We start from the raw sequence: 26130 nt of genomic DNA on the forward strand, positions 1-26130 counted from the left end.
TCACCAGGGTCTCGGGGCGCCGCCTCGGGACACGCGCGCTCATCCGCCACACCTCGCCCGCGCCACGTGCAACTCCGGGGTGATCACCTGTTTCGTCTTCGGCAGCACGATCCGGCCGTCGAAGTCACAGAGGTAGAAGTTGAACCAGGAGCCGTAGGAGGCCGTCCCGGTCAGTTTGTTCAGCTTGTTCGGCAGCCGCTTCAGGACGCCCTCCACGGTGTTCTGGTTCTTGTTCAGCGTTCCGGTGAGCTCGCCGAGCCCGGCGATGTCGTCCTTCAGCGGCGGACGAGCGTCCTTGAGCAGCCCCGCCGTGACCTGCGTGAGGTCGCCGATGCCGACCAGGGACTGACCGATGGGCCCGCGGTCGGCGGACAGCCCCGAGATCACCCGGCGCAGCTGGGTGAGCAGTCCGGAGAAGCGCGAGCCGCGCTTGTCGAGCGTCTGCAGGACGGTGTTGAGGTTGTCGATCACCGAGCCGATCAGCTGGTCGCGGTCGGCGAGGGTGCCGGTGAGCGAGGCGGTGTGCGCGAGCAGGCTGTTCACCGTGCCGCCCTCGCCCTGGAGGGTCTGGATGATCTCGGTGGCGAGCTGGTTGACGTCGCTCGGGCTGAGCGCGGCGAACAGCGGCTTGAAGCCGTTCAGCAGGGCGTTGAGGTCCAGCGCCGGCTGGGTGCGGGACAGCGGGATGGTGCCGCCCGGCCGCAGCGTCGCGGTGGCGTCGCCGGTGCCCTCGGTCAGCGCGATGTACCGCTGCCCGACCAGGTTCCGGTAGCGGACGACCGCGTGCGTGGAGGCGAGCAGCGGCCGGTCCTCGGTGACGGTGAAGGTGACCTCCGCCAGGGTCCGGTCCTTGATCCGGATGTCCTCGACCTGCCCGACCCGCACTCCGGCCACCCGGATGTCGTCGCCGGTCTCCAGCCCGGTGACGTCGGTGAACACCGCGTGGTAGGTGTCCTTCGGAGTGAAGGAGATGTTGACGATGGTGGCGGCGAGCAGCGCCGTCGCCGCGATCGTGACCAGCGCGAAGAGGCTGAACTTGATCAGCGGGGCGGCGGTCTGCCGCGCTCCTGCCCTGCTCATGCGACGCTCACCGCCGTTCCGCGCGCGAGCGGCCCGAACAGCAGGGTCGCGACGGGCGGCACCTGGTCCGCGGGGACGCCCATGACGGGGGCCACGAGCGAGCCGACGGCCCGCTGTTCGGCCCGGGTGGCGGACACGCCGGCACCTCCGGGGAGCGCGCCGCCGGAATCTGAGGCCGACGTGCCGTCGTCGAGATGGGGTTTCGGGCCGGGTACCTGCGGGTGCGGCAGCCCACGGCAGTCCGGGCCCGAGTGCGCGCCGTAGACCGGTTCCTCACCGGGCCGGTACGCCCCCTGCGGCCGGACGGCTTCGAGGGTGATCCGCATCTCCCCGCCCCGGAACGCGTCCTCGGACGCCTTCTCCTGCCGGACCAGACCCGTCAGCAGGCACGGGTACTCGGGGGAGTAGCGGGCGAACAGCTCCAGCGTGGGGCGGGAGACCCGGCCCAGGGTGATCAGCCGGTCGCCGTTGTCGGACAGGAAGTCGTTCGCCGTGCCCGCCATGGCGGCGGTGGAGCGCAGCCCCGCGGCCAACTGGTCCCGCTCGGCCACGATCGTCCGGCTGGTGGTGACCGTGTTGCGCAGGATCCGCATCAGGTCGGGCGCGGCGTCGCCGTACACCTCGGCGACGTCGGCGAAGCGCGCGATGTCCTCCTTGAGGGACGGCAGGTGCGGGTTGAGGCGGCGCAGATAGCCCTCGACCCGGGTGAGGTTGCCGCCGATCCGGTCGCCGCGGCCCTCCAGGGCGGTGGCGAACGCCGAGAGGGTGGCGTTCAGTTCACCCGGCCGGACGGTCCGCAGCAGCGGCAGCAGGTCGTTCATCAGCTGCTGCACCTCGATGCCGGCCTTCGTGCGGTCCTGGGTGATCACATCTCCCGCGTGGATGGGACGTGCCGGTGACTGCGCGGAGGGCGGCACGAGATCGACGTACTTCTCGCCGAACAGCGTCTTGGGCAGCAGCCGCGCGTGTACGTCCGAGGGGATGTACGGGACGTACTCGGGCTTGAGCGCGATGTCGAGGATCGCCTTCGTGCCGTCGGCGTGCACCGCGCGCACTTCGCCGACCAGCAGCCCGCGCAGCTTGACGTCGGCGCGCGGGTCCAGCTGGTTGCCGAGGGTGTCGGCCTGCAGGGTGATCGGTACGACGGAGGTGAACGCCTGCTGGTACACGGCCACCGCGAGCGACAGCAGCAGCGCGAGCACGGCGAGGAACGCGATGCCGTACAGCCTGAGTCTCCATGTGCGCACCGCTCTCACCCCGCGATCCGTACGGTCGTGTTGGCGCCCCAGATCGCGAGGCTCAGGAAGAAGTCCAGGACGTTGATGGCGACGATGGACGTCCGCACCGCCCGGCCCACCGCGACGCCGACGCCCGCCGGACCGCCGCTCGCGTAGTAGCCGTAGTAGCAGTGCACCAGGATGATCAGCACGGCGAAGACGATCACCTTGCCGAAGGACCACAGGACGTCCACCGGCGGCAGGTACTGCTGGAAGTAGTGGTCGTACGTGCCCGTCGACTGCCCGTAGTAGCCGGTGGTGATGGTGCGGGCGGCGAAGTACGAGGAGAGCAGCCCGATCACGTACAGCGGGATCACCGCGACGAACCCGGCGATCATGCGGGTCGTCACCAGGAACGGCAGCGACGGGACGCCCATGACCTCCAGCGCGTCCGTCTCCTCGCTGATCCGCATCGCGCCGAGCTGCGCGGTGAACCCGGCGCCGACCGTCGCGGACAGGGCGAGGCCGGCCACCAGCGGGGCGATCTCCCGGGTGTTGAAGTACGCCGACAGGAACGCCACGAAGTTGGAGGTGCCCAGCTGGTTCAGGGCCGCGTAGCCCTGCAGGCCCACCTCGGTACCGGTGAAGAAGGACAGGAAGGCGATCACGCCGACCGTGCCGCCGACCACGGCGAGCGCACCGCGGCCGAAGCTCACCTCGGCGAGCAGCCGCAGGACCTCCTTCTTGTAGCGGCGCAGGGTACGGGCCGTCCAGGCCAGGGAGCGGCCGTAGAAGGAGAGTTGGGTGCCCAGCTCCTCGAGCGAGCGCGAGGGGCGGTCGAGGACGTTCTGCGGTCTCATCGGCTAACCCCTCTGCGGGACGACCTGGAAATACACCGCGGTCATCACGAAGTTGGTCACGAACAGCAACATGAAGGTGATCACCACGGACTGGTTGACGGCATCGCCCACGCCCTTCGGACCGCCCTGCGCCGTCAGCCCCTTGTACGAGGCGACGATCGCCGCGATCGCCCCGAACACCAGCGCCTTGATCTCGGCCGCCCACAGGTCGGACAGTTGGGCGAGGGTGGTGAAGGAGGCCAGGTAGGCGCCGGGGGTGCCGTTCTGCAGGACGACGTTGAAGAAATAGCCGCCCGCGACGCCGACCACCGACACCAGGCCGTTGAGCAGCACGGCCACGACCATCGAGGCCAGCACGCGCGGTACGACGAGCCGGTGGATCGGGTCGATGCCGAGCACCTGCATCGCGTCGATCTCGTCCCGGATCCTGCGTGCCCCGAGGTCCGCGCAGATCGCCGTGCCGCCCGCCCCCGCGATCAGCAGCGCGGTGACGATCGGTGAGGCCTCGCGCAGTACGGCGAGCACGGACGCGGCACCGGAGAAGGACTGCGCGCCGAGCTGCCGGGTCAGGCTGCCGATCTGCAGCGCGATGACCGCCCCGAAGGGGATCGAGACCAGTGCCGTCGGCAGGATCGTGACGCTCGCGACGAACCACGCCTGCTGGATGAACTCCCGTGCCTGGAAGGGCCGTCGGGGCAGGGTCCGCACGACGTCCAGCGCCATCGCGAACAGGTTGCCCGAGTGCCGGAGGGCACCCGTCGGGGAGAGTCTCATGCGCCGCTCACCGCCCTGTCGTGCAGCCGGGCCTCACGTCTGGCGATCGCCTCCCAGCGGGGCGGCCGGGTGATACCGGGGCCGGGCAGCAGGCGGGGAGTCAGCACATCGGCCGGGCCGGCCTCGTCGATCTGGGCCAGCTCCTGCTCGACCTGGGCCGCGTCCTTCTCCTCCGCCATGCCGATCGGCCCCTGCATCCGGCCGTTCAGGAACTGCCGTACGACCGGCTCGTCACTGGTCAGCAGCTGCTCGCGGGGCCCGAACAGCACCAGCTCGCGCCGGAACAGCAGCCCGATGTTGTCGGGCACCTGCCGGGCCGAGGCGATGTCGTGGGTGACGATCAGGAAGGTCGCGTCGATCTGTGCGTTGAGGTCGACGATGAGCTGGTTGAGATAGGCGACGCGGACCGGGTCCAGGCCCGAGTCCGGCTCGTCGAAGAGGATGATCTCCGGGTCGAGGACCAGGGCGCGGGCGAGCCCGGCCCGCTTGCGCATACCGCCGGAGATCTCGCCGGGCAGCTTCCCCTCGGCGCCGATCAGCCCGACCATGTCCATCTTCTCGAGGACGATCCGCCTGATCTCGCTCTCGGACTTGCGGGTGTGCTCGCGCAGCGGGAAGGCGATGTTGTCGTACAGGTTCATCGAGCCGAACAGGGCGCCGTCCTGGAACAGCACGCCGAACAACTTCCGCACCTCGTACAGGTCGTGCTCCCGCAGACGGGTGATGTCCCGGCCCGCGACCTTCACCGAGCCGCGGTCCGGCTTCAGCAGCCCGACGAGCGTCTTGAGGAACACCGACTTGCCCGTCCCCGAGGGGCCGAGCATGACCGAGACCTCCCCGGCGGGCAGCGTCAGCGAGACGTCCTGCCAGATGACCTGGTGGCCGAAGGACTTGGTCAGCCCTTCCACACAGATCTCCACACCCATCCGGTTCCACCCTTCGCCCGTGCCTTTGCCCGTGAGCAGCTCCGACATCTGCTCTACGGGGAGGGGCGGGGTGTCCGTCGCGGCGACCGGGAAGTTTTTTTTTCCGGGCGCGCCGACGGCGGGCTACGGCAGCTTCACGGCAGGCACGCTCGGGGTGGGCACCGGGAGGGAAGCGGACGGGGTCGCGGGTGCCGCCGGCGAGGGGACCGAGGGAAGCGAGGGCACCGACGGCACCGTGGACTTCACCGGAAGCTCCGGAAGCGGAGGCGTCGAGACCTCCGGCAGGGGCGGCACGGAGACGGGTGCGGCCCACTCGCCGGTGGACGACGGCCGGAGTGCGGTCCGGCTCGGGGCCGCGGGCGGCCGGTTCGTCTGCGGGGCATGGGCCGGCTCGGTGCGGCCGTTCCCCTCGTTCCTGTCGTTCCGCAGCACCTGCGCCACCCCACGGGACTGCGTCGGCTGCGGCGCCGGGGCCGCCGCGCCGCCGCCCCCGCCGAGCGCGTACGGCAGCACGAACCCGGCCACCGCCAGGGTCGCCGCCGTCGAGGTGACCGCCACGGCCTGCACCTTGCCGCCGCCGCGCGGCCGCCCGTGCCCGATCAGGTACAGCACGAGGCCGAGCGTCCCGGCGAGCGAGGCGCGCAGCGTCCGCCGGGCCCGGGCGAGCAGCGACTCGACGGTCCGGTAGCTGAGCCCCATCCGCACCGCGACCTGGCTCACGTCCAGGTCCTCGGACTTCAGCCGCAGCGCCTCCGCCTGCCGGGCGGGCAGTTCTCCGCTGCGCACGGCGAGCCACCTGGCCTCGGCCCGGTCGCACACCGCCTCCTCGACGGGGACCGGGCCCGGCGCGACGAGCGTGGGGCGGCTGCCCACCTCGGCCTCGCGGTTGACCTGCCGGTACCGGTCGACGCACAGCCGCATCGTCACGGTCGTCAGCCAGGCGCCGAGCCGCTCGTCGTCGAGGTCCGGGCGCTCCGCGGCCCGCAGCATCGCCTCGTGCACGGCGTCCTCGGCGTCCTCCTGGCTCATCGAGCGCCGCCGGGCCACCTTGAGCAACTGCTCGCGGTGGCTCCACATGCGCCGCCACCGCTCGTCGGCGGCCACTGCGTCCGCAGGCATCTCCGTCGCCATGAGGGCCCCTTTGCGCTCATCCGCCGGTCCTGTGCTCCCGGCGGGTGGCGACATTACCGCCGGGTATCCGCGGTTGTGGAGGGGGAGCCGCGCATCGTGTTCCAGCCGTTGCCGACGCTAGCCGTCGCTGGTCACAGGCCCCGCGTCGGGCAGCACGCCGCCGCGGGGCAGCGTGAGGGTCGGCCGGGGGAGGGGGACCAGCGGCGGCTGGGACGGCTCCGGCGCGGCGGCCGTGGGGGACGGGGCGGGGGAGGGCGAGGCCGGCGGCGCCGAGGGAGTGCGGGACGGCCCGGGGCCGGGCCTGGGGTCGTCCGACGGCTTCGACGAGGGCTTCGGGGCCTTCGGGCGGGACGGCCCCGGCCGGTCCCCCGACCCGGTGCCGGACCCGGCGGGGGTGTCCGGCACCACGCGGTGTCCGGTCAGGTAGTAGGCGTACCAGGCCCTGACCGTGCGCAGATAGGCGTCCGAGTGGTTGTAGCCGAGGATCGCCCGGTCCAGGTCGGCGGGGTTCGACAGGTCCCGGCCGCCCGCGCAGAGGTAGTGGCCGGCGGCGAGCGCCGCGTCGTAGACATTGTTCGGGTCCGCCCGCCCGTCGCCGTTGCCGTCCACACCCCAGCGGGCCCAGGTCGACGGGATGAACTGCATCGGGCCGACCGCGCGGTCGTACACCGGGTCCCCGTCGTACGCGCCGCCGTCGGTGTCCGTCACCACCGCGAAGGCGCCGCCGGTCAGCCGGGGGCCGAGGATGGGCGTCACGGTCGTACCGTCCGGGGTCACCCGGCCGCCCCACGCCTGCCCGGACTCCACCTGGCCGATCGCGGCGAGCAACTGCCAGCGCAGCCGGCAGCCGGGCGCGGTGCGCGCCAGCGCCTCCTCCGCACGCCGGTACGCGGCGAAGACGCTCGCCGGCAGGGCGCCGCCGCCCGTCACCTGCCGTGCCGAGCCCGTCTTCTGCGTCCGCAGCGGCGGAAGAGCGGTGCGGTAGGGGGTGTCGCCGGACACGCTGGGGCCGTGCCCGGCGGATGCCACCGTCACTGCGGACTCCACGGCCGCTGCCGAGACCGCCCCCGGCGCCTGCGACGCGGTCAGCGCGGCCATCGCCGCGGCCGCGACCGCCGTACCCTTCGCACCCCTCAGTGCCCCCGTGCGTGCACGCGCTGTCACTGTGCAGTCCCCTCCCTGGGTGAATCCGTCGTCTGCTCTACGCGGCCGGACGGCAGGTCCGTCGCGCGCATCCGGGAGGGTCCTTCTCGGGGAGCGGATCGGGCACGTGTGTCCGTTAAGGTCTCACCAAGCGGTCGGGGCGGTCACCGCCCCCGATCGCCGGCCCGCGGGAACGCAGCGGGCCGGTACAGCTGCCATGGGGGCACAGTGAGACTGAGAGTGGAGTTCACGACCGAGCCTTTCGATCTCGACGAGGCGCCCGCGCACGCGCTGGTCGCCCGCGAGGTCATCGAGGCGGCGAAGCTGGACGCGGTGGACGTCGGCCCGTTCGGCAACACCGCGGAGGGCGGTGCCGACTCGGTCCTCACCGCCGTGGACGCCCTGCTGCGCAAGGCGCTGGACGCCGGTGCCACCCGGGTCTCGCTCCAGGTCAACGTGATCGGGGACGCCGGCGAGGAGGGCGCGCGGTGAGCGGGGACGAGCCCTTCATCACGGCCGTGAAGCCGCTGGTCGACGCCATGGGCGGGGAGATTCTCCCGCCGGACGAGGCCGGGCCCGAGGACGTCGTCCTGGCCTGGGAGGGCGTCGACGTCGTCGCCGTACGCCTGCCCCAGCTGGCCGACTCCCTCGACCACATCCTGGCCGCCATGGAGCGCAGGCGCGGCAAGCCGCTGGCCGAACTCGACCGCAAGGCCAAGCAGGAGATCGTACGGATACTGGAGGCGCGCGGCGCCTTCGCGGTGCGCCACGGCGTGGAGACGGTGGCGAGCGCGCTCGGTGTCAGCCGCTTCACGGTCTACAACTACCTCAACCGTGAGAAGCAGGGCTGACCACCCCTCGGGAAGTAACCCCGAATTTTCAACAAAGTGTTGACGTGGTGTTTCGGAGGGCGTTAGCTACAGGCAGCCCGTTCAGCACGAAGGCCGAATCCGGCCACGGAGGCTCCCGTGACTTCGACTTCCACGCCCCCGGGCCTGGCCCGGTTCAACGACCTGGAGGAGCCCGCGGCCCTCGCCGCCCTCCACGAGGCGTGTGCCTCCACCGAGTGGGCCCGGCGTCTGCTCGCCGCCCGCCCCTACGCCACCCCCGACGCGCTCTACGCCGCCAGTGACGCCGCCATGGCCGAGCTGACCACGGCGGACCTTGAGGAGGCGATGGCCGGGCACCCGCCGATCGGGCGCCCCAAACCCGGGGATCCGACCTCCGCGCGGGAACAGGCCGGCATGGCCGGCGCCGCCGAGGAACTCAAGGCCGAGATGCTCGAACTCAACCTGGCCTACCAGGAGAAGTTCGGCCATGTGTTCCTGATCTGCGCCACCGGCCGGACCGGTGAGCAGATGCGCGACGCGGTCAAGGAGCGGATCGGGAACGCGCCGGAGCAGGAGCGGGAGATCGTCCGCACCGAGCTGGGCAAGATCAACCGCATCCGACTGGCCCGACTCGTCGAAGAGGACGCCTGACACCATGAGCACCAGCACCACCGCCTCCGTGTCCACACACATCCTGGACACCTCGATCGGCCGCCCCGCCGAGGGCGTCGCCGTCCAGCTCTCCGCCCGCTCCGGGCAAGCAGGAGACTGGCAGGCACTCGGCGGCTCCGCGACCGACGCCGACGGCCGGTGCAAGGACCTGCCGGCACTGCCGGAGGGGACCACACACGTACGGCTCGACTTCGCCGTCGAGGCGTATTTCTTGCAGTACGAGAACAAGCAAGCCGATGCGCAGCAGGACGCCCCCGCGAATCGGGACAGCGGACCGGCCGTGTTCTTTCCGGAGGTGGCGATCACGTTCGCCGTCGTACCGGGCGAGCACTACCACGTACCGCTGCTGCTCAACCCGTTCGGCTACTCCGTTTACCGAGGGAGCTAGCTAAATGCCCACCATCCTGGGACAGAACCAGTACGGCAAGGCCGAGAACCGAGTCGTAAAGATCACGCGGGACGGCGCCACCCACCACATCAAGGACCTCAACGTGTCCGTCGCCCTGAGCGGTGACATGGACGAGGTCCACTACTCCGGCTCCAACGCCAACGTCCTGCCGACCGACACCACCAAGAACACGGTGTACGCGAAGGCCAAGGAACACGGCATCGAGTCCGCCGAGCAGTTCGGCATCCACCTCGCCCGCCACTTCGTCACCTCGCAGGAGCCGATCCACCGCGCCCGGATCCGGATCGAGGAGTACGCCTGGGACCGGATCGAGACCTCCGACGCCAACTCCAGGTTCATCGGCGCCGACGAGGTCAAGCACTCCTTCGTCCGCAAGGGCCAGGAGATCCGCGTCACCCAGGTCACCTACGACGGCGAGAAGTGGGAGGTCGTCTCGGGCCTCAAGGACCTGGTCGTGATGAACTCGACGAACTCGGAGTTCTGGGGCTACGTCAAGGACAAGTACACGACCCTCCAGGAGGCGTACGACCGCATCCTGGCCACCCAGGTCTCCGGCCGCTGGCGGTTCAACTGGACCGACGACGAGCAGAAGATGCCCAACTGGGAGAAGTCCTACGAGCAGGTCAAGAAGCACATGCTCCAGGCCTTCGCCGAGACCTACTCCCTCTCCCTGCAGCAGACGCTGTACCAGATGGGTGCGCGCATCATCAACAACCGCAGCGAGATCGACGAGGTCCGCTTCTCGCTGCCGAACAAGCACCACTTCCTGGTCGACCTGGAGCCGTTCGGGCTCAAGAACGACAACGAGGTCTACTTCGCCGCCGACCGGCCCTACGGCCTGATCGAGGCGACCATCCTCCGGGACGGCTGCGAGCCGCAGATCCCGGTCGACATGACCAACCTCTGACACGGGACGCGTGTCCCCGGCCCCGCCACCCGGGCCGGGGGCCCGCCACACCGGAGGGAGCACCATGGCACAGCCTGCGAAGGGGCCGGCGCACGCCCCTTGTTCCACCCCGCCGGTGCACTCCGAGAACGCCGGCTCACCCTGTTCTTCCCTCACCTCGGCACCCGGAGCGGCAGGTCGGCTCCGGCACTCAAATCCCCCTGGGGTCCTGCCGTGCCCTCCCCGTGAACACTCCCCCTCCCCCGGTTCACGGGCCCGCCACTGAAAGACAAGGAAGCACCATGGCACCATCGGCAGCCGAGCGCATCGTCATCGAGAACTGTGCGATCGCGACCGTGGACGCGGGCGACACCGAGTACGCCTGTGGACACCTGGTCCTCGCCGGCAACCGCATCGAGTCGGTCGGCGCGGGCCGGGCCCCCGAGGACCTTCAGAACGTGGTGCGCCGGATCGACGCGAGTGGCCATCTGGCCACGCCCGGTCTGGTCAACACCCACCACCACTTCTACCAGTGGATCACCCGCGGCCTGGCCACCGACCACAACCTGTTCAACTGGCTCGTCGCGCTCTACCCCACCTGGGCGCGCATCGACGAGCAGATGACGTACGCGGCCGCGCAGGGGTCCCTCGCCATGATGGCCCGCGGTGGTGTCACCACCGCCATGGACCACCACTACGTCTTCCCGCACGGCTCCGGCGACCTGTCCGGCTCGATCATCCGGGCCGCCACCGAGATGGGCGTCCGCTTCACGCTGGCCCGCGGCTCGATGGACCGCAGCGTGAAGGACGGCGGCCTGCCGCCGGACTTCGCCGTCGAGACACTGGAGGGTGCGCTCGCCGCGACCGAGGAGACGGTGAGGAAGCACCACGACGCCTCCTTCGACGCCATGACCCAGGTGGCCGTGGCCCCCTGCTCACCGTTCTCGGTGTCGACCGAACTCCTGCGTGAGGGTGCCGAGTTGGCCCGCCGCCTCGGCGTACGGCTGCACACCCATGGCTCGGAGACCGTGGAGGAGGAGAAGTTCTGCCACGAGCTGTTCGGCATGGGCCCGACCGACTACTTCGAGTCCACGGGCTGGCTCGGTGAGGACGTGTGGATGGCGCACTGCGTCCACATGAACGACTCCGACATCGCCGCGTTCGCCCGGACGAAGACCGGTGTCGCCCACTGCCCGTCCTCCAACGCCCGCCTCGCCGCCGGCATCGCCCGTGTCCCCGACATGCTGGCCTCCGGCGTCCCGGTCGGCCTCGGCGTCGACGGCACCGCCTCCAACGAGTCCGGCGAACTCCACACCGAGCTGCGCAACGCCCTGCTGATCAACCGCCTCGGCGCCCACCGCGAGGCCGCGCTGAACGCCCGTCAGGCACTCAGGCTCGGCACCTACGGCGGCGCGCAGGTCCTCGGCCGGGCCGACCAGATCGGCTCGCTGGAGGCCGGCAAGCTGGCGGACGTGGTGCTGTGGAAGATGGACACCCTCGCCCACGCCTCCATCGCCGACCCGGTGACCGCGCTGGTCCTCGGCGCGGCGGCCCCGGTCACGGCGTCCTTCGTCAACGGCCGCCAGATCGTGGAGAACAACCGTCTGCTCACGGTGGACGAGGACACCATCGCCCGCACCACCCGCGAGGAGGCCCAGCGCCTGGCCCGCATCAGCGCCCAGGCCTGATCCCACCCACACCCCGGTGGGCCGCCTCCGCCTACACCCGGCCCACCGGACCCCCAGCGGGGACACCGAACCCCTCGGCAACTGCCCCCAGGGGGGACGCCGAACCCCTCGGCAGCCCTCCCCAGCGGGGACGCCGAACCTCTCGGCAACCGCCCAGGCGGGGAGCCGAACCCCTCGGCAACCGCCCCCAGCGGCCCGCCGACACCAACCTGGCGGTCGCCCGCGCGGGCATCCGCCCAAAACCCCGGCAGGCCGGATCATGCGGCCGGCCCGCCGGACAACTCGGCGGTCACCGCTTGCGGGTGACTCGCCTGAAGGCTTGGCGGTCGCCCGCGCGGGTGTCCGCCGGAGGCGCCGGCAGGCCGGAACATGCGGCCGGCCTGCCGGAGGACTTGGCGGGTTGCCCCGTATGGGCGGCCTGCCGGAGGACTCGGCGTGTCGTCCCGTACGGGCGGCGTGCCGGAAGACGCGGTGGGCGTCCCCTGGGGACGGCTCGCCGGAACGCTCCGGTCGGGAGGGACGGCTCCCGACCGGGGTCCGTGGACCCGAGCGGGGTCCACGGAGCCGTCCGGGGCGCGTGTGAACGCACGCGCCCCGGAACGGTCGCCGCTCGACCCGCTCAAGCGCCACCCCCGTCCCGGTCCCGCACGACCACACGCACCACCTCCCTGAAACCCACGTCGACGACGACGTGTTAACCGCCCGGAGGAGCCGCCGTGGCCGCCCATCCTGTTGACGAGAAACTCCCCGCCCTCAAAATGGCGACCAGCGGCCTGCAGCACGTGGCCGCCATGTACGCGGGAGTCGTCGCCCCACCCCTGATCGTCGGCGCGGCCACAGGCCTGTCCGGCAAAGACCTCACCTTCCTCACCGGAGCCTGTCTGTTCACCGCCGGGCTCGCCACCTTCCTGCAGACCCTCGGCTTCTGGAAGATCGGCGCCCGCCTGCCCTTCGTCAACGGCGTGACCTTCGCCGGTGTCGCCCCCATGACGGCGATCGTGGCAACCGCCAAGGACAAGTCCGACGCCCTGCCGATGATCTTCGGCGCGGTCATCGTCGCGGGCCTCCTCGGCTTCATCGCGGCCCCCTTCTTCAGCAAGGCCGTCCGCTTCTTCCCGCCCGTGGTCACCGGCTCGGTCATCACCCTGATCGGCGTCTCCCTGCTCCCGGTCGCGTTCGGCTGGGCCCAGGGGCCGAACCCCGCCGCGCAGGACTACGGCTCGACGACCAACCTCGCCCTGGCCGCCGTCACCCTCCTCATCGTCCTGCTGCTGCGCCGCTTCACCCGCGGCTTCGTCAAGCAGATCGCGGTCCTGCTCGGCCTGATCATCGGCACGATCATCGCGATACCCTTCGGCGTCACCGACTTCAGCCCGGTCGCGCACGCGGACGTCGTGGGCTTCCCGACCCCCTTCCACTTCGGCGCCCCGACCTTCCACATCGCGGCGATCCTGTCGATGTGCGTGGTGATGGTCGTCTCCATGACGGAGTCCACCGCCGACATGCTGGCGCTCGGCGAGATCGTCGAACGCCCCTCCGACGAGAAGGTCATCGCGGCCGGCCTGCGCGCCGACACCCTCGGCTCCGCCCTCAGCCCGCTGTTCAACGGCTTCATGTGCAGCGCCTTCGCCCAGAACATCGGCCTCGTCGCCATGACGAGGATCCGCAGCCGCTTCGTCGTCGCCGTCGGCGGCGGCTTCCTCGTCCTGATGGGCCTGTGTCCGATGGCCGCCTCGCTCATCGCGGCCGTTCCCCGGCCGGTCCTCGGTGGCGCCGGGGTCGTCCTGTTCGGCTCGGTCGCCGCCAGCGGCGTCCAGACCCTGGTCCGGGCCGGCCTGGAGAAGGACAACAACGTCCTGATCGTCGCCGTCTCCCTCGCGGTCGGCATCATCCCGATCACCACGCCGGACTTCTACCACGCCTTCCCCGACACCGCGAAGATCGTCCTGGACTCCGGCATCTCCACCGGCTGTGTGACGGCCGTCGTCCTCAACCTCCTCTTCAACCACATCGGCAGGGGCAAGGATGCCGAGGACGTCACGCACCCGACGGAGGCGGGCGAGGAACTCACGCCAGCCCACTGAACCCCCGTGCGGGGCGCGGCAATCGCCGTGCCCCGCACCGTCGGGTGCGGCAGTCTGGGGCCATGAACGAGTCCGGCCGGGTCGAGGCCTTCAGCGACGGCGTGTTCGCCATCGCCATCACGCTGCTCATCCTGGACATCAAGGTGCCCAAGGCGGGCGAACACGGCGGTCTCTGGGAGGCATTGGGCGCGCAGTGGCCTTCGTACGCGGCCTATGTGGTCAGCTTCCTGGTCATCGGCATCATGTGGGTCAACCATCACCAGCTGTTCAGCTACGTCACCCGGGTCGACCGGACGCTGATGTTCCTGAACCTGCTGGTGCTGATGGTCGTGGCGGCGGTGCCCTGGCCGACGTCGCTGCTCGCGGAGTACCTGCGCGAGGGCGCCGAGGCCTCGCACGCCGCGGCCGCCGTGTACAGCCTGGTGATGGTCGCGATGGCCCTCACCTTCCAGGCCCTGTGGTGGCATCTCACCCGCACCGGTCACCTCTTCGACGCCCGCGTGGACCCGGCGGCGGCCCGCGCCACCCGGGCCCTCCCCCAGCGCTCGGCTTCGCTCGCGCCGGGGGCACCCCCACCGCCCTCGGCTCCCTCGGCTATCCCCTGACGGTGGCCCTCGCCTTCGTCTCCGCACCCCTCACCCTCGCCGCCCACGGCCTGCTCGCCCTGTACTACGGCTTCAACCAGGTACCGGTCCCGCTCCGCCGGGACACCCCATGAGACGAACCGGTCAGAAACGCGGCACACCCTGACAAGGTGTCAGGGCGGGCAGGCGGCCGGTGACGTAGGAGCGGGGCGGGACTCCCATCAGGGCGCGGAAGTCGGAGGTCATGTGTGACTGGTCGAAGTAGCCCGTCACATTGGCCAGTTGGGACCAGGGGGCGTGCCCGGCCCGGGTGACGACCGTGCGGACGCGGTCGATGCGGGCGTAGTGCTTGGGGGAGACCCCGACGCCCTCGGCGAACAGGTTGCGCAACTGGCGTTCGCTGACCGCCAGTTCGCGCGCCACCTCCCGCACCTGTGCCGGTGCCCGGTCCGGGCGGACCGACAGCGCGTCGACGCCCGCACGCAGCAGCGCCGTACGGGCCGGGTCCACGGCGGCCGACAGGAGCTCCGGGAGCGTCTCGACGAGGTACGGCACCGCCTCCCGCGGGTCCAGCCGGCGCAGCCCGGCCGCGAGCCGGCGGGGCGTGTCGCCGGGCAGGTCCTCCAGCCGCGCCGTTCTGCCGACCAGTTCGGTCGCCGATACGTTCAGCAGCGGTCGGGTCATGCCGGGTGCGAGACGCAGTTCGACGCAGCGGACGTGGGCCTTGCTCTCGTGGTACGACGCCCGCACCCGCGGCCCGGAGACCAGCACATCGCGCCGCCCGTCCGCCCCCACCCGCAGGATCACCGTGGTGACCGCGGCGGGCAGTCGTACGAAGGGCTCCTCGGCGGGCTCGGTGCGGGACACGGACAGCGTGCGCACCCCGGAGATCCAGGGGCGCAGCACCTCGGGCGTGGTCAGGTCCTGCTCGGCGACGGCGTTAGGCATCACTCCACGGTAAGCGCGCTCGACCGCTTCCGGGCCGGTGAACCGTGCCGGAATTTCCAAGAGTCCGGCATCGCTCCCGGCCCATCGTGGACCAGATGATTCTGGTGACGGGTGCCACGGGCACCACCGGCAGTGAAGTCGTACGACAGCTCACGGCGCGCGGCGAGAAGGTGCGCGCGCTGACCCGCGACCCGCAGCGGGCCCGGATGCCCGCCGGGGTGGAGACGGTCCCCGGGGACTACGCCGACCCTGATTCCCTGGCTGCGGCGATGACCGGGGTGACGGCCGCCTATCTGGTCTCCCCGCCCGGCCCCGGAGCCGCCCACGACGCGGCTCTGGTGGCGTCGGCCCGTGCGGCGGGTGTGCGGCGGCTGGTGAAGCTCTCGGCCATCGGCACCGACGATCCCGGCACGGGCCCTTCCGGCGAGTGGCACGGGGCGGGCGAGCGGGCGCTGCGGGAGAGCGGTGCCGAGTGGACGGTCCTGCGGCCGTCGTCGTTCGCCTCGAACACGCTGAGCTGGGCGGAGGCGGTCCGCCAGGGCGAGCCCGTTCCGAACATGACCGGCGACGGGGCCTCGGGCGTCATCGACCCGCGCGACATCGCCGAGGTGGCGGTACGGGCGTTGCTCGACGCCGGGCACGCGGGACGGACGTACACCCTGACCGGTCCGGAGGCGATCAGTGTCCCGGACCAGGTCGCCGTCCTCGCCGGGGTCCTCGGCCGCCCGCTCACCGTCCGGAACCTGTCGGAGGACGAGACCCTCGACTTCCTCCGCACCGCCTGGGGCATGGACGACGCGCGGTCACAGGGTGTCCTGACCGGTCTCGCCTACGTTCGCGACGGCCGCAACGCCACGGTCACCGAGGACGTACCGGAGGTGCTGGGCCGGCCGGCCCGGACGTTCCGGGAGTGGGCCGAGGAGCACACGGAGGCCTTCGGCAACGGGTGAACCGGTGCCATCGAAGCGGGCGTTGACGGCGGACCCGGCCGGTGTGGCCGGGCTCGCCGCCACGCGCGAACCTCACCGGCTCCTCGGCCGCAGCACCGCCCCGGCCGGCACCAGGGCCGCCACCGCGATCCCCGTCGCCACCCGGAACGCCGGCCTGCAGCCCTCCGCCGTGGCCGGGGCAAGCTCCGCGCCCCGGTCGAGCAGGCCGCCGGTGCGGCTCGCCGCCAGTGTGCTCAGCACCGCGAGGCCCAGTGGACCGCGCACCACCTGCGTGGTGTTGAACAGCCCCGACGCCAGGCCCGCGTCCTCCTCGCGCGCCCCGGACATCGCGAGCCCGGTCAGCGCGGGCATCGCCGCCGCGAACCCGGCCGAGAGCAGCAGCGGCGGCAGTACATCGGCGGCGTAGGAGGCGTGCACCGGAACACGGCTCGGCAACGCCATGCCGGCGGCGATCAGCACCAGGCCGGCCGGCAGCACCCGGTAGCCGCCGTACCGGGCGACCGTGCGCGGGGACAGGCCCAGCATCTCACTCCCGTCGCCCATGAGTTGAACGACACCCTGCTCCGGCTGACCGAATGGGCCGAGCACAACCGGGAGTACATCGCCGGGGCGCGGGCGGCCTACGACGCCGAGCACCGGCCGGAGCTGCTCGACGCGTAGGCCCGCGGACCTACAGACCGAACAGGGCGAGGTCCGTCGTCAGCTCCTTGAACACCTCCCGCGGGTCGGCGACCAGCTTGCGCTCCTTGAGATCCAGCAGGCCGCCCACCCCGCTGACCTCGGCCGCCAGCGTGCCGTCGGTCTTGCGTATCTCCTGCACGATCCGGAAGGTCCTGCCGCCGCCCCACTCGAACTCGCACGTCACATCGACCTCGTCGCCGGCGAGCAGTTCGCGCCGGAAACGGATCGTCGTCTCCAGCGCCACCGGCCCGACACCCTGGCCCACCAGCCGGGCCTGGCTGATGCCGGCCGCCTGGAGCAGCGACCAGCGGGCGTGCTCCGCGTAGTTGAGGTACACGGACTGGTTCAGGTGTCCCTGGGTGTCGGTCTCGTAGCCGCGGACGGTCACGCGCACGGAAAACGGCTCGCTCACGGGTTCCCCTTCTCGTGTACGACACACTGGCCCACTGATCCTTGCACGCGCTCACACCCGGCGCGGCGACGCCAGCAGATAGCGCACCCTCGTGCGCGGCTCGGTGTACTCACCCGCCTGCCAGCCCGCGCGCTCCAGCGTGGCTGCGCAGGCCGCCAGGGCCGGGGCGTCCGGCGCGTACACCGCCACGGCCTCCGGCTGCGGCGTCGCCCGCACCCGGTAACCGTCCCCGCCCCCGCTCGCCGGACGGTGCCCGGCCGCCTCCAGGGCGAGCGCCGCGGCCCGCACCAGATGCGCCCGCTCCCAGTCGCACGGCCGGTCCACGGCGCCGTCGGCATGGGTCATCCGGCGCAGCTCCAGCAGCCCCTGCCAGGCACTGTGCACCTCGCGCGCCCGCGCCGGCCCGTCCTTGGCCGGCTCCTCCTCCTCGCCGCCGACCCGCGCCGCGAACACCCCTGCGTCGGGCACCGGCTCCGGCGCCGCCTCGGGCACCGCCTCCCGTATCCGGTGCCCCTCCGGCGTCAGGAAGTGATCGTGCGGCGGCCGGGGATGCCGAAAGGCCAGGCCTCGCTTCACCAGCGCCGCGAGCTGTGCCTCCGTACCTCGCAACCGCCCGGTGACCGGGTCGGCGCCCTCGACCACCCGCCGCTGCGCGGCACTCAGCGCTCGGGTCACAGCCGTACTCCTTCCGTCCTTCTCGCAGAGTACGGCGCGGGTCTGACATCGGTCCCCGGCGGCCAGGGCGGCCCGCTACTGCCCCGGCCGGATGTTCCACCCCGCCACCACCGGCCGCTCGTGCTCCGTGCCGAGGCGGCACAGGGTGCCCGTGGCCAGCTGGAACAGGGCTCCCTGCTGGGGCGGGAGGCCCAGCCGGCGGGCGGTGAGGACGCGGAGGAAGTGGCCGTGGGCGATCAGCACGACGTCGCCCCCGGTGCCGGCGAGGGCGGCGTCGGCCTTGGCGAGCATCCGGTCGGCGCGCTTGCCGACCTGCTCCGGGGTCTCGCCCGGATGCTCCGGCGGCCCCGGCGCGACCCCGTCCGTGAACAGGAACCAGCCCGGCCGGCTCCGCTGGATCTCCACGGTGGTCACGCCCTCGTACCCGCCGTAGTCCCACTCGCGCAGGTCGGTGTCGACCCGGGCGTCCGGGATGCCGATGAGCTCGGCGGTCTCCCGCGCTCGGTGCAGGGGGCTGACGAACGCGGCCGCGATCCGGTGCGAGCGGATCAGCGGACCCAGCCGGCGCGCCTCCTCCCGCCCGTGCTCGGTGAGGGGGACGTCGGTCCAGCCGGTGTGCCGTCCGGACCGCGACCACTCGGTCTCACCGTGCCGGACGAGAAAGAGGTCACCCACGTCAGCGCCCTTCCCGCTCGCCTGTCAGCACGGTGTCACAGGGAGGCGGCCGCCCGCAGGACGGACTCGGCCAGACGGCCGTTCTCCGGGGAGGCGCCCACCCCGGAGGGGAAGGAGAACCGGCGCCGGGTGTAGGCGTAGGCGATGCCGTTCGCCGGGTCGGCGAAGCCCAGCGAGCCGGTCGCGCCGCTGTGTCCGAAGGTGCCGGCGTCGAGGAACGGGTAGAGCGCGGGGGTGTGCTCGAAGCCGCGCGCGAAGTGGTTCTCGCTGCCGGTGACCAGGTCCGGCCCGCCCGGGGTGCGCAGCTCGCCGAACAGGGCCGCGGTCGCGGGCGTGAGCAGCGGCGGCCTGCCGTCGACGGTGCTGATGGCGGCCGCGTACATCCCGGCGACCCCGCGCGCGTTGCCCACGCCGCCCGAGGACGTCGGCCCGAGCGCCTTCACCCGGGGGTGATTGCCGAAGGCCACGAGGTCGACCGGCTCCGGCCCGTGCGCGCCGAAGGCGATGCCCCGGATGCTGTCCGGGGCCGCCGCTCGCTCCTTGAGCAGTACGGCCTCCTCCGGGGTCGGTACCAGCGGCTGCACGTCCACCCAGCGCGGCTCCGCCTCAGCGGGCAGCCCCAGGTAGTAGTCGAGCCCGTACGGCGCCCGGATCCGCTCCTCGTACAGCTCCTGGACGGACCGGCCGGTCGCCCGGCGCACCACCTCGCCGGTGAGGGCGCCGATGACGAAGGCGTGGTAGCCCCAGGCGGTGCCCGGCTCCCACAGCGGACGACGCCGCGCCAGCCGGGCCGCGGTGATCCGGTCGTCGGCCAACTCCTCGACGGTGAAGGCCTGTTCGGGGTCATTTACGAGCCCGGCCCGGTGCTCCAGCAGCTCGCCCAGGGTCAGCCGGTCCTTGCCGTGGGCGCCGAACTCGGGCCAGTAGGAGGCGACTTCACGCTCCAGGTCGAGCACCCCGTCCTGCACCAGCAGGGCGACGACGAGGTGCGCGGCTCCCTTGGCGATGGAGTACAGGGTCGTCAGCGAGTCCCCGTCGATGCCGTGCCCGCCCCAGAGGTCCACCACGCGCCGTCCGTGCCGGTGGACCACGAGCTGTGCGCCCGGATCGTCCCGCTCCTCGGCGAGCACCGCCGCGAACTCCTCGCGAACGCCCTCGAACCCCTCCGCGACCGTTCCGTGCACCTCGATCGGCATGCGTCGTTCCCCCTGTCCGGTGTTGACCAACGGAGTGCGTCAACAGGCGGCCGCCGCACGGCATTCCCCGATCCGTACCGCCGCTCAGGTTCCCGGCGGGACCAGCGTGTTCTCGGTGCCGAGGGACTGGGCGCCCGTCTCGGCGTACAGCGAGGTCTCGCCGTCGGACCAGCGCACGACGAGGTCGTTGCCGGTGTGGTCGGCGGTGAAGTCACCGGAGGTCATGACCTGGGCGTGCGGCCAGGTGCCGTTGGGGCCGACCAGCCGGGACCGGGTGCCGAGCCCGGCGGCCGAGATGCCGGACCAGCTGTCGAGCGAGCCGTCGGACCAGCGTACGAGCAGGTCCGAGCCGCTCGTGCCCTTGAAGGCGCCGCCGCTGAGCAGCGCGGCCTTGGTCCAGGTGCCGTTGGCCGCGAGGATCTGCTTGCCGGTGCCGAAGGAGCCGGCGCGGATCCCCGTGTACAGGACCAGGCTGCCGTCGGACCGGCGCACCAGCAGATCGGTCGCGCCCTGGGCGCCGTGGAACTGCCCGGCGGTGAGCTGTACGGCGTTCTTCCAGTCGGAGTTGGGCTTGGCCATCTGCACCTCGCGGCCCACCCCGGAGGTGCCGAGGTCCGGGTACAGGGTGACCTCGCCGTCGGACCAGCGCACCAGCAGGCCCGGACGGGTGCCGCCGAAGGTCCCGCCGGCGATGCTCCGGGCGTGGGTCCAGGTGGCGTTGGCCTTCAGCAGCCGCTGCTCGGCGCCGAACCCGCCCCTGCCGTCCCCGGGGTACAGGGTGACCCCGCCGTCGGACCAGAGGACGAGCAGATCACCGAGGTGGTCGCCGGTGTAGTCGGCGGAGGTCATCAGCGTGGCGCCCTTCCAGCGGGACGCGCCACCGGGCAACTGCAGTCCCGTGTACGGCGGCAGACCGGAGGGCGGGTCCTGGCCGGCCACCGCGTTCGCGAGGAGGTTCGCGGCGTCGTCGCCGAACGCCGGGGCGTAGCTGACGTAGTCGACGTTCGCGTCGTTGCCGCCGCCGTTGTAACCGCCGAGGTTGCCTATGACATGGCCGGTGCGGGCCCCGTCCTGGTAGTCGGTGATCCAGGGGCTGCCGGACGTGCCGCCGTAGTAGCCGCCGCAGGTCATGGACATCTGCCGGTAGCCGGGGAGCTGGTTCGTCGGCACGGTGCACTTGACGGCCTGGCCCGCGTTGTTGTGCTGGTAGGAGGGGTAACCGACGACGGTGACGCTCTTCTGCGTGTAGCCGCTGGGGCGGGTGAAGGTCAGTCCGCCGCCCACCGCGTCCTGAAGGCTCTGGCCCTTCTGGTTGGCCGAGACCCGGGCGAACGCGGTGTCCAGGTCGGACGAGGACCCCTTGGTGGTCGACGAGCCCTTGTCGGGCGTGTACCGGGGGTCGATGTAGACGTGCTGGATGTGGAAGATGCCGTACGGCTGCTGATCCGGGCCGGCGCCCTGCACGAACTGCGGGACGAAGACGTAGTCGCTCTTCATGTTCAGCGCGCAGTGGGCCGCGGTGAGGACCACGCTGCGTACGGAGGTGTCGATGACGCTGCCGGTGCAGTGCCAGGTGGTGCCGCTCGGCCCGTCGGAGCCGAAGAACGTCCCGACCAGCGGCGTCCCCTTGAACAGGGTGCCCTGGGGCCGTCCCGTCGCCGCGACCCCCGGGCCGGTTGCGCCGGGTGCCGTGCGGGCCCCGTCCAGCGGCTTGGCGTCCGCCATGCGCTGCGCGGTCCAGAACCGCGCGGCCTGCCGGGCCTCCTGCCCGGCGGAGGGCGCCGGCGACCCGGCGGCCTGGGCCTGCGCGGCCGGAATCCCCCCGCCGAGGGCGGCGCCGCACACCGCGGCGACGGTCACCCGGCGTATGCGTGATGACGAGGACGGCTTTCTGTACGAGAACAACGGTGCTCCCCCCTGATCTGCTGGAACCGGACCAGGGGGAGCTGCGGCGCGGCGCTGGTCGGGCGCGCACCGCTAGGCCCTGTCGTCCAATTCCCGCCTGCCCCGCGACGCCATGCACGCTCCCCCACTGCCTTAAGGGCGTGGGAGGTGCCGCCACTCGCCGCACCGGGCCCGGGCCCAAGTACATCCAGTACGAGGGCCAGGACCCGGCACGCCGAGAGCACGCACCTGGCGCCGCGGGGCCCGCCCTCCGGGCGGACGACGGGAATTTGACGACAGGACCTAGCGCGGTACCCGCCTGGGCGGAGACCCCCCGGTCATGTGGGTGATCTTCGCACAAGCGCGCGAATGTGCGAAACGGGCTACTGCCGGTACCCGCCAAGGAACCGCCCGATCCGGCCGATCGCCGCCTCCAGGTCCTCCGCGTGCGGCAGGGTGAGGATGCGGAAGTGGTCGGGGGAGGGCCAGTTGAAGCCGGTGCCCTGGACGACCTGGATCTTCTCGCGCAGCAGCAGGTCGAGGACGAACCGCTCGTCGTCGTGGATCCTGTGCACCTTGGGGTCGATGCGCGGGAACGCGTACAGGGCGCCCTTGGGCTTGACGCAGGACACGCCGGGGATCTCGTTGAGCTTCTCCCAGGCCACGTTGCGCTGCTCGTACAACCGGCCGCCGGGCAGGGTGAGTTCGCGGATGGACTGGCGGCCGCCGAGCGCGGCCTGGATGGCGTACTGGGCGGGCGCGTTGGCGCACAGGCGCATGGAGGCCAGCATGGTCAGGCCCTCCAGGTAGTCCTTCGCGTGCTGTCTGGGGCCGGTCACGACCAGCCAGCCGGAGCGGAAGCCCGCCACCCGGTACGTCTTCGACAGGCCGCAGAAGGTGAGGACGACCAGGTCGGGGGCGAGGGCGGCGGCAGAGTGGTGGACGGCGTCGTCGTACAGGATCTGGTCGTAGATCTCGTCGGCGAACACCATCAGCCCGTGGCGGCGGGCCAGGTCCAGGATGCCCTCGACGACCTCCTTCGGATACACCGCGCCCGTGGGGTTGTTGGGGTTGATGATGACCACGGCCTTCGTGCGGTCCGTGATCTTCGACGCCATGTCGGCCAGGTCCGGGTTCCAGTCGGCCTGTTCGTCGCACAGGTAGTGGACCGCCTTGCCGCCGGCGAGGGTGGTCACGGCGGTCCAGAGCGGGAAGTCCGGTGCGGGGATGAGGATCTCGTCGCCGTCCTCGACCAGCGCCTGTACGGCCATGGAGACCAGCTCCGAGACGCCGTTGCCCAGGAAGACGTCGTCCAAGCCGACGTCGAGGCCCAGGTTCTGGTAGCGCTGGGCGACGGCCCGGCGGGCGGAGAGGATGCCGCGGGAGTCGGTGTAGCCGTGTGCCTGCGGCAGCATCCGGATCATGTCCTGGAGGATCTCCTCCGGCGCCTCGAAGCCGAAGGCCGCGGGGTTGCCGGTGTTCAGGCGCAGCACGCTGTGCCCCGCCTCCTCCAGCGCGTTGGCGTGCTCGATCACCGGGCCGCGGATCTCGTAACAGACCTCGCTGAGCTTGTTCGACTGCCGGAATTCCATGCCGCCCCTCCGGAAACTGGTGTTGCTTGGTTTTACCAAGTGGACGCTTGGAAAGTCCAACATCTTGTCTAGACTGCGTCGCATGTCACCTCGCCGAAGCTACGACCAGTACTGCTCCGCAGCCCGCGCCCTCGATCTCGTCGGCGACCGCTGGACCCTGCTGATCGTCCGGGAGCTGCTGGCCGGCCCCCGCCGCTACACGGACCTGCACGCGGACCTGCCCGGGGTGAGCACGGACGTTCTCGCCTCCCGGCTGAAGGACATGGAGCGCGACGGCCTCACCACCCGGCGCAGGCTGCCCCCGCCCGGCGCGGCCTACGTGTACGAACTCACTGAACGCGGGCGGGAGTTGCTGCCGGTGCTCCAGGCGCTGGGGCGGTGGGGCGAGGCCGAGCTGGGCCGGCGCCGGCCGACGGACGCGGTACGCGCCCACTGGTTCGCCCTGCCGCTGCTGCGCGCACTGCCGGGGGAGGGCCTGGTCGAAGTCCGGCTGGAGGAAGGGGACTTCCACCTGCGGGTCGGCGCGCAGGCGGGCCCGGTGTACGGGGACGGGCCCGCACCCGGCGAGCCCGACGCGCGGCTGACGATCGACGCGGCGACCTGCGAGGCGGTCGCCCGGGGCGAGCTGAGCCTGACCGACGCGGTACGGGCGGGCCGGGTGACGGTGACGGGGGACGGCACACTGGCGAAGGCGCTGCGGGAGGCGTAGCAGCGCACGGTGAAGGCCCGCCGGCGGGCGGGCCTTCGAACACGTCGGATCAGACGTTCGGCGGCACCCGCGACGGCCGTCCCGACCCCCGCGTCAGCGCATACCCCCCGATTCCGGCGAGAGCCGCGAGCACGGCCCCGATCCCGGTCCACACCCACCGGTCGGACCACCACCCGGAGGACCAGCCGTCGTGCGAACCGAAGCTGGAGAGCACCGCAGGCTTCGAACCGTCCGTCTTCTGCCCGGACTTGACGGCGATACCGGGCACCAGCGGCTTGCCCAGCGAGCCGTCCGCCGCGGCCGAACCGCCGATGTCCTCGGAGTCGACGCGTACGTCGGCGCTCACGGGCTGACCGAGGTCGGTGGCGCTGAGGTCCACGACGGTCAGCCGGATGTAGTACGTGCCCGGCAGCGGGTCGTTCGCCGATGGCTCGGCCCAGCCGCGCACCGTGCGCAGCACACAGGCGAGCTCGACCGAGGAGGCGTCCGGCGCGGCGGTACGGGGGTCGGCGCCGTACTGGCAGGCCTGCCGGCGCCGCAGCCCGTCGTACACGTCGAGCTGCCAGCTCTGCGTGCCGTGTGTCTGCGGCAGCTTCACCTTCGCCGTGACGGTGGGCCGCTGGCCGATGTCCGCCGGGAACGACCAGTACATGTAGTCACCGGTGGAGCCGGACGCGGTGGCCTGCTGCCCCTGCGCCAGCTCCGTCGCCGTACGGAAGGAGGTGCCCGCCTTCGTGGGCGCCGAGCCGTCGGCCGACGCGCTCGGCGAAGGGCTCGGGGTGTCGGCGGCGGCCGGCCCGGCGGCCAGGCCCAGCGCCAGCAGCGCGGTGCTCAACACGCGTGTGACTCGCATCAGTTCGTCCTCCAGACGGCGACCCGCCAGCGCGACAGCCAGCCCCACAGCAGACCCGCCAGGAAGCCGGTCAGCACCAGCACGCCCAGCAGCCACCAGCCGCGGCCGAGGCCGAAGGAGGCCACGTCGTGATGGCCCGACGGCCCGTCCACGACATCGACGGTCAGCTCCAGCGGCAGACCCGGCGAGGTCTTCACGCCCGCCGCGGGCGAGAAGGAGTCGGTGACCTGGAGGCACACCGTCTCCGCGGGTGCGTTGTCGTCGTCGCTCTTCGGCCTCGGGTAGCGCAGCCCCGTGGAGATCACATCCGTACGGCCGGTACCCGCGGCCTCGCCGCGCACGATCTCCCGTCCGTGCACGGTCACCGCCCGCAGCAGCACCCCGTAGTCGGGGTTCACGGCGCGGTCGTCGGCCACGCTCACCGAGGCGCGCAGCTCCTTGCCGGGATCGACGTCGACCCGGTACCAGCGCTGCTGCCCGAACTCCGCACGGTCCGTGTACAGCCCCGACTTCAGTGTCGGCGCCTTCTCGCACTGCGCGGCGCCCTGCGTGGCCACCGGCGTCACCACCGGATCGGCCGCCCGGTCCACCAACTGCCCGACGCGGCCGGACAGTTCCTGCTTGTGCCGGACGTCGGTGTAGGTGCCGCCGGTGGCGTCCGCGATGCAGCTGAGCTGGTCGCGGGTCCTGGCGTCCGGCACCAGGCCGAGGGTGTCGATGGTCAGACCGACGCCCTTGGCCGCTATCTCGCGGGCCACCTCGCACGGGTCGAGCGGCTGGCAGGTGTCCTCGCCGTCGGTGATCAGGACGATGCGGCGCGTTCCGGTGCCGCCGTTCAGGTCGTCCGCCGCCTTCAGCAGGGCGGGCCCGATCGGCGTCCAGCCGGTGGGCTGCAGCGTGGCCACCGCCGTCTTGGCGTCGGTCCGGTTCAGCGGGCCGACCGGGTAGAGCTGCGCGGTGTCCTTGCAGCCCTCCTTGCGGTCGTTGCCGCGGTAGTTGGCGCCCAGCGTGCGGATGCCCAGCCGGACCTCCTGCGGGGTGGCGTCCAGCACCTCGTCGAACGCCTGCTTCGCCGCGGCCATCCGGGAGCCGCCGTCGATGTCCTGCGTCCGCATCGAACCGCTGACGTCCAGCACGAGTTCGACCTTGGGAGCGGCCTGTTCCGTCTCGTCGGCGACGGCCCCGCCGGGGAACGCGATCCCGGCCGCCAGGGCGGCGAGCAGAGCACAGACGCCCGCCGCCAGCCGTTGTCTTGTGATCATCGCCGGATC

The 26130-nt window shown here is 71.9% G+C and carries 26 protein-coding genes and 1 pseudogene; 10 read left to right on the forward strand and 17 right to left on the reverse strand.

Features of this window, described 5'->3' with window-relative positions:
• Nucleotides 1–39: 39 nt before the first annotated feature.
• The 7 genes from ACWC2T_RS10410 to ACWC2T_RS10440 form a co-directional block, all read right to left on the reverse strand.
• Nucleotides 40–1080, reverse strand: a complete 1041-nt coding sequence (locus tag ACWC2T_RS10410; protein WP_450669955.1) for an MCE family protein — start codon at nucleotides 1078–1080, stop codon at nucleotides 40–42.
• Nucleotides 1077–2327 carry an MCE family protein gene (locus ACWC2T_RS10415; RefSeq protein ID WP_450669956.1) on the reverse strand — a complete coding sequence of 417 codons (1251 nt, stop codon included), beginning with the start codon at nucleotides 2325–2327 and terminating at the stop codon, nucleotides 1077–1079. Before ACWC2T_RS10415 ends, ACWC2T_RS10410 begins: the two co-directional genes overlap by 4 nt.
• Before the next feature lie 5 nt (nucleotides 2328–2332).
• On the reverse strand, nucleotides 2333–3157 hold the full coding sequence (locus ACWC2T_RS10420) for an MlaE family ABC transporter permease (protein WP_450669957.1): 825 nt from the start codon (nucleotides 3155–3157) through the stop codon (nucleotides 2333–2335).
• Between the two features lie 3 nt (nucleotides 3158–3160).
• Nucleotides 3161–3931, reverse strand: coding sequence for an MlaE family ABC transporter permease (locus tag ACWC2T_RS10425; protein WP_450669958.1), 771 nt, complete (start codon nucleotides 3929–3931; stop codon nucleotides 3161–3163).
• A complete protein-coding gene (locus ACWC2T_RS10430) occupies nucleotides 3928–4857 on the reverse strand; it encodes an ABC transporter ATP-binding protein (RefSeq protein WP_450669959.1) in 930 nt (309 codons plus the stop codon). The genes ACWC2T_RS10425 and ACWC2T_RS10430 overlap by 4 nt, the downstream gene beginning before the upstream one ends.
• 123 nt (nucleotides 4858–4980) lie before the next feature.
• Nucleotides 4981–5988, reverse strand: a complete 1008-nt coding sequence (locus tag ACWC2T_RS10435) for a sigma-70 family RNA polymerase sigma factor (protein ID WP_450669960.1) — start codon at nucleotides 5986–5988, stop codon at nucleotides 4981–4983.
• Between the two features lie 117 nt (nucleotides 5989–6105).
• The gene (locus tag ACWC2T_RS10440; RefSeq protein ID WP_450669961.1) at nucleotides 6106–7152 is read right to left on the reverse strand and encodes a lytic transglycosylase domain-containing protein; all 1047 of its coding nucleotides are present in this window, start codon (nucleotides 7150–7152) and stop codon (nucleotides 6106–6108) included.
• A 207-nt stretch (nucleotides 7153–7359) separates the two neighbouring features.
• Between ACWC2T_RS10440 and ACWC2T_RS10445 the strand changes: the two genes are divergently transcribed.
• The 8 genes from ACWC2T_RS10445 (at nucleotide 7360) to ACWC2T_RS10480 (ending at nucleotide 14305) form a co-directional block, all read left to right on the forward strand.
• Nucleotides 7360–7623, forward strand: a complete 264-nt coding sequence (locus ACWC2T_RS10445) for a hypothetical protein (RefSeq protein WP_450669962.1) — start codon at nucleotides 7360–7362, stop codon at nucleotides 7621–7623.
• Between the two features lie 47 nt (nucleotides 7624–7670).
• Nucleotides 7671–7982, forward strand: a complete 312-nt coding sequence (locus ACWC2T_RS10450) for a helix-turn-helix domain-containing protein (RefSeq protein ID WP_450670018.1) — start codon at nucleotides 7671–7673, stop codon at nucleotides 7980–7982.
• Between the two features lie 117 nt (nucleotides 7983–8099).
• Nucleotides 8100–8612, forward strand: coding sequence for a 2-oxo-4-hydroxy-4-carboxy-5-ureidoimidazoline decarboxylase (uraD, locus tag ACWC2T_RS10455; protein ID WP_450669963.1), 513 nt, complete (start codon nucleotides 8100–8102; stop codon nucleotides 8610–8612).
• Nucleotides 8613–8616: 4 nt separating this feature from the next.
• Entirely contained in the window at nucleotides 8617–9021 is a 405-nt protein-coding gene (gene uraH / locus ACWC2T_RS10460) for a hydroxyisourate hydrolase (protein WP_450669964.1), read from the forward strand.
• Nucleotides 9022–9025: 4 nt separating this feature from the next.
• Nucleotides 9026–9949: a factor-independent urate hydroxylase gene (gene pucL, locus ACWC2T_RS10465; protein WP_450669965.1), complete on the forward strand. Its 924-nt coding sequence runs from the start codon at nucleotides 9026–9028 to the stop codon at nucleotides 9947–9949.
• Nucleotides 9950–10230: 281 nt separating this feature from the next.
• Nucleotides 10231–11616: an 8-oxoguanine deaminase gene (locus tag ACWC2T_RS10470; RefSeq protein WP_450669966.1), complete on the forward strand. Its 1386-nt coding sequence runs from the start codon at nucleotides 10231–10233 to the stop codon at nucleotides 11614–11616.
• A 716-nt stretch (nucleotides 11617–12332) separates the two neighbouring features.
• Complete coding sequence (locus ACWC2T_RS10475; RefSeq protein ID WP_450669967.1) at nucleotides 12333–13700, forward strand: nucleobase:cation symporter-2 family protein; 1368 nt, start codon at nucleotides 12333–12335, stop codon at nucleotides 13698–13700.
• 62 nt (nucleotides 13701–13762) lie between these two features.
• The gene (locus tag ACWC2T_RS10480) at nucleotides 13763–14305 is read left to right on the forward strand and encodes a TMEM175 family protein (protein WP_450669968.1); all 543 of its coding nucleotides are present in this window, start codon (nucleotides 13763–13765) and stop codon (nucleotides 14303–14305) included.
• Nucleotides 14306–14428: 123 nt separating this feature from the next.
• On the opposite strand, the gene ACWC2T_RS10485 is transcribed toward ACWC2T_RS10480, so the two are convergent.
• On the reverse strand, nucleotides 14429–15232 hold the full coding sequence (locus ACWC2T_RS10485; RefSeq protein ID WP_450669969.1) for a helix-turn-helix domain-containing protein: 804 nt from the start codon (nucleotides 15230–15232) through the stop codon (nucleotides 14429–14431).
• 95 nt (nucleotides 15233–15327) lie between these two features.
• On the opposite strand from ACWC2T_RS10485, the gene ACWC2T_RS10490 reads away from it, so the two are divergent.
• Nucleotides 15328–16182 (forward strand): SDR family oxidoreductase, encoded by an 855-nt coding sequence (locus ACWC2T_RS10490; RefSeq protein ID WP_450669970.1) that lies wholly within the window; start codon nucleotides 15328–15330, stop codon nucleotides 16180–16182.
• Between the two features lie 72 nt (nucleotides 16183–16254).
• Here ACWC2T_RS10490 and ACWC2T_RS10495 read toward each other — a convergent pair.
• From ACWC2T_RS10495 to ACWC2T_RS10525, 7 genes and pseudogenes are all read right to left on the reverse strand, one after another.
• Nucleotides 16255–16716: pseudogene (locus tag ACWC2T_RS10495) on the reverse strand (MFS transporter); the annotation flags it as partial.
• 136 nt (nucleotides 16717–16852) lie between these two features.
• The gene (locus ACWC2T_RS10500; RefSeq protein WP_450669971.1) at nucleotides 16853–17275 is read right to left on the reverse strand and encodes an acyl-CoA thioesterase; all 423 of its coding nucleotides are present in this window, start codon (nucleotides 17273–17275) and stop codon (nucleotides 16853–16855) included.
• A 51-nt stretch (nucleotides 17276–17326) separates the two neighbouring features.
• Nucleotides 17327–17950: a hypothetical protein gene (locus tag ACWC2T_RS10505; RefSeq protein ID WP_450669972.1), complete on the reverse strand. Its 624-nt coding sequence runs from the start codon at nucleotides 17948–17950 to the stop codon at nucleotides 17327–17329.
• Nucleotides 17951–18025: 75 nt separating this feature from the next.
• Entirely contained in the window at nucleotides 18026–18625 is a 600-nt protein-coding gene (locus ACWC2T_RS10510) for a histidine phosphatase family protein (RefSeq protein ID WP_450669973.1), read from the reverse strand.
• Nucleotides 18626–18660: 35 nt separating this feature from the next.
• Nucleotides 18661–19821 carry a serine hydrolase domain-containing protein gene (locus ACWC2T_RS10515; RefSeq protein WP_450669974.1) on the reverse strand — a complete coding sequence of 387 codons (1161 nt, stop codon included), beginning with the start codon at nucleotides 19819–19821 and terminating at the stop codon, nucleotides 18661–18663.
• Nucleotides 19822–19905: 84 nt separating this feature from the next.
• Complete coding sequence (locus tag ACWC2T_RS10520) at nucleotides 19906–21726, reverse strand: trypsin-like serine protease (protein WP_450669975.1); 1821 nt, start codon at nucleotides 21724–21726, stop codon at nucleotides 19906–19908.
• 362 nt (nucleotides 21727–22088) lie between these two features.
• Nucleotides 22089–23297, reverse strand: a complete 1209-nt coding sequence (locus tag ACWC2T_RS10525) for a pyridoxal phosphate-dependent aminotransferase (RefSeq protein ID WP_450669976.1) — start codon at nucleotides 23295–23297, stop codon at nucleotides 22089–22091.
• An 82-nt stretch (nucleotides 23298–23379) separates the two neighbouring features.
• Between ACWC2T_RS10525 and ACWC2T_RS10530 the strand changes: the two genes are divergently transcribed.
• Nucleotides 23380–24006 (forward strand): winged helix-turn-helix transcriptional regulator, encoded by a 627-nt coding sequence (locus ACWC2T_RS10530; protein WP_450669977.1) that lies wholly within the window; start codon nucleotides 23380–23382, stop codon nucleotides 24004–24006.
• A 49-nt stretch (nucleotides 24007–24055) separates the two neighbouring features.
• On the opposite strand, the gene ACWC2T_RS10535 is transcribed toward ACWC2T_RS10530, so the two are convergent.
• Together ACWC2T_RS10535 and ACWC2T_RS10540 are read right to left on the reverse strand one after the other, a co-directional pair.
• Nucleotides 24056–24859 carry a hypothetical protein gene (locus ACWC2T_RS10535; protein WP_450669978.1) on the reverse strand — a complete coding sequence of 268 codons (804 nt, stop codon included), beginning with the start codon at nucleotides 24857–24859 and terminating at the stop codon, nucleotides 24056–24058.
• Nucleotides 24859–26121, reverse strand: a complete 1263-nt coding sequence (locus ACWC2T_RS10540; RefSeq protein ID WP_450669979.1) for a VWA domain-containing protein — start codon at nucleotides 26119–26121, stop codon at nucleotides 24859–24861. Before ACWC2T_RS10540 ends, ACWC2T_RS10535 begins: the two co-directional genes overlap by 1 nt.
• Between the last annotated feature and the right edge of the window lie 9 nt (nucleotides 26122–26130).

Source organism: Streptomyces sp. NPDC001393 (genome assembly GCF_053597455.1).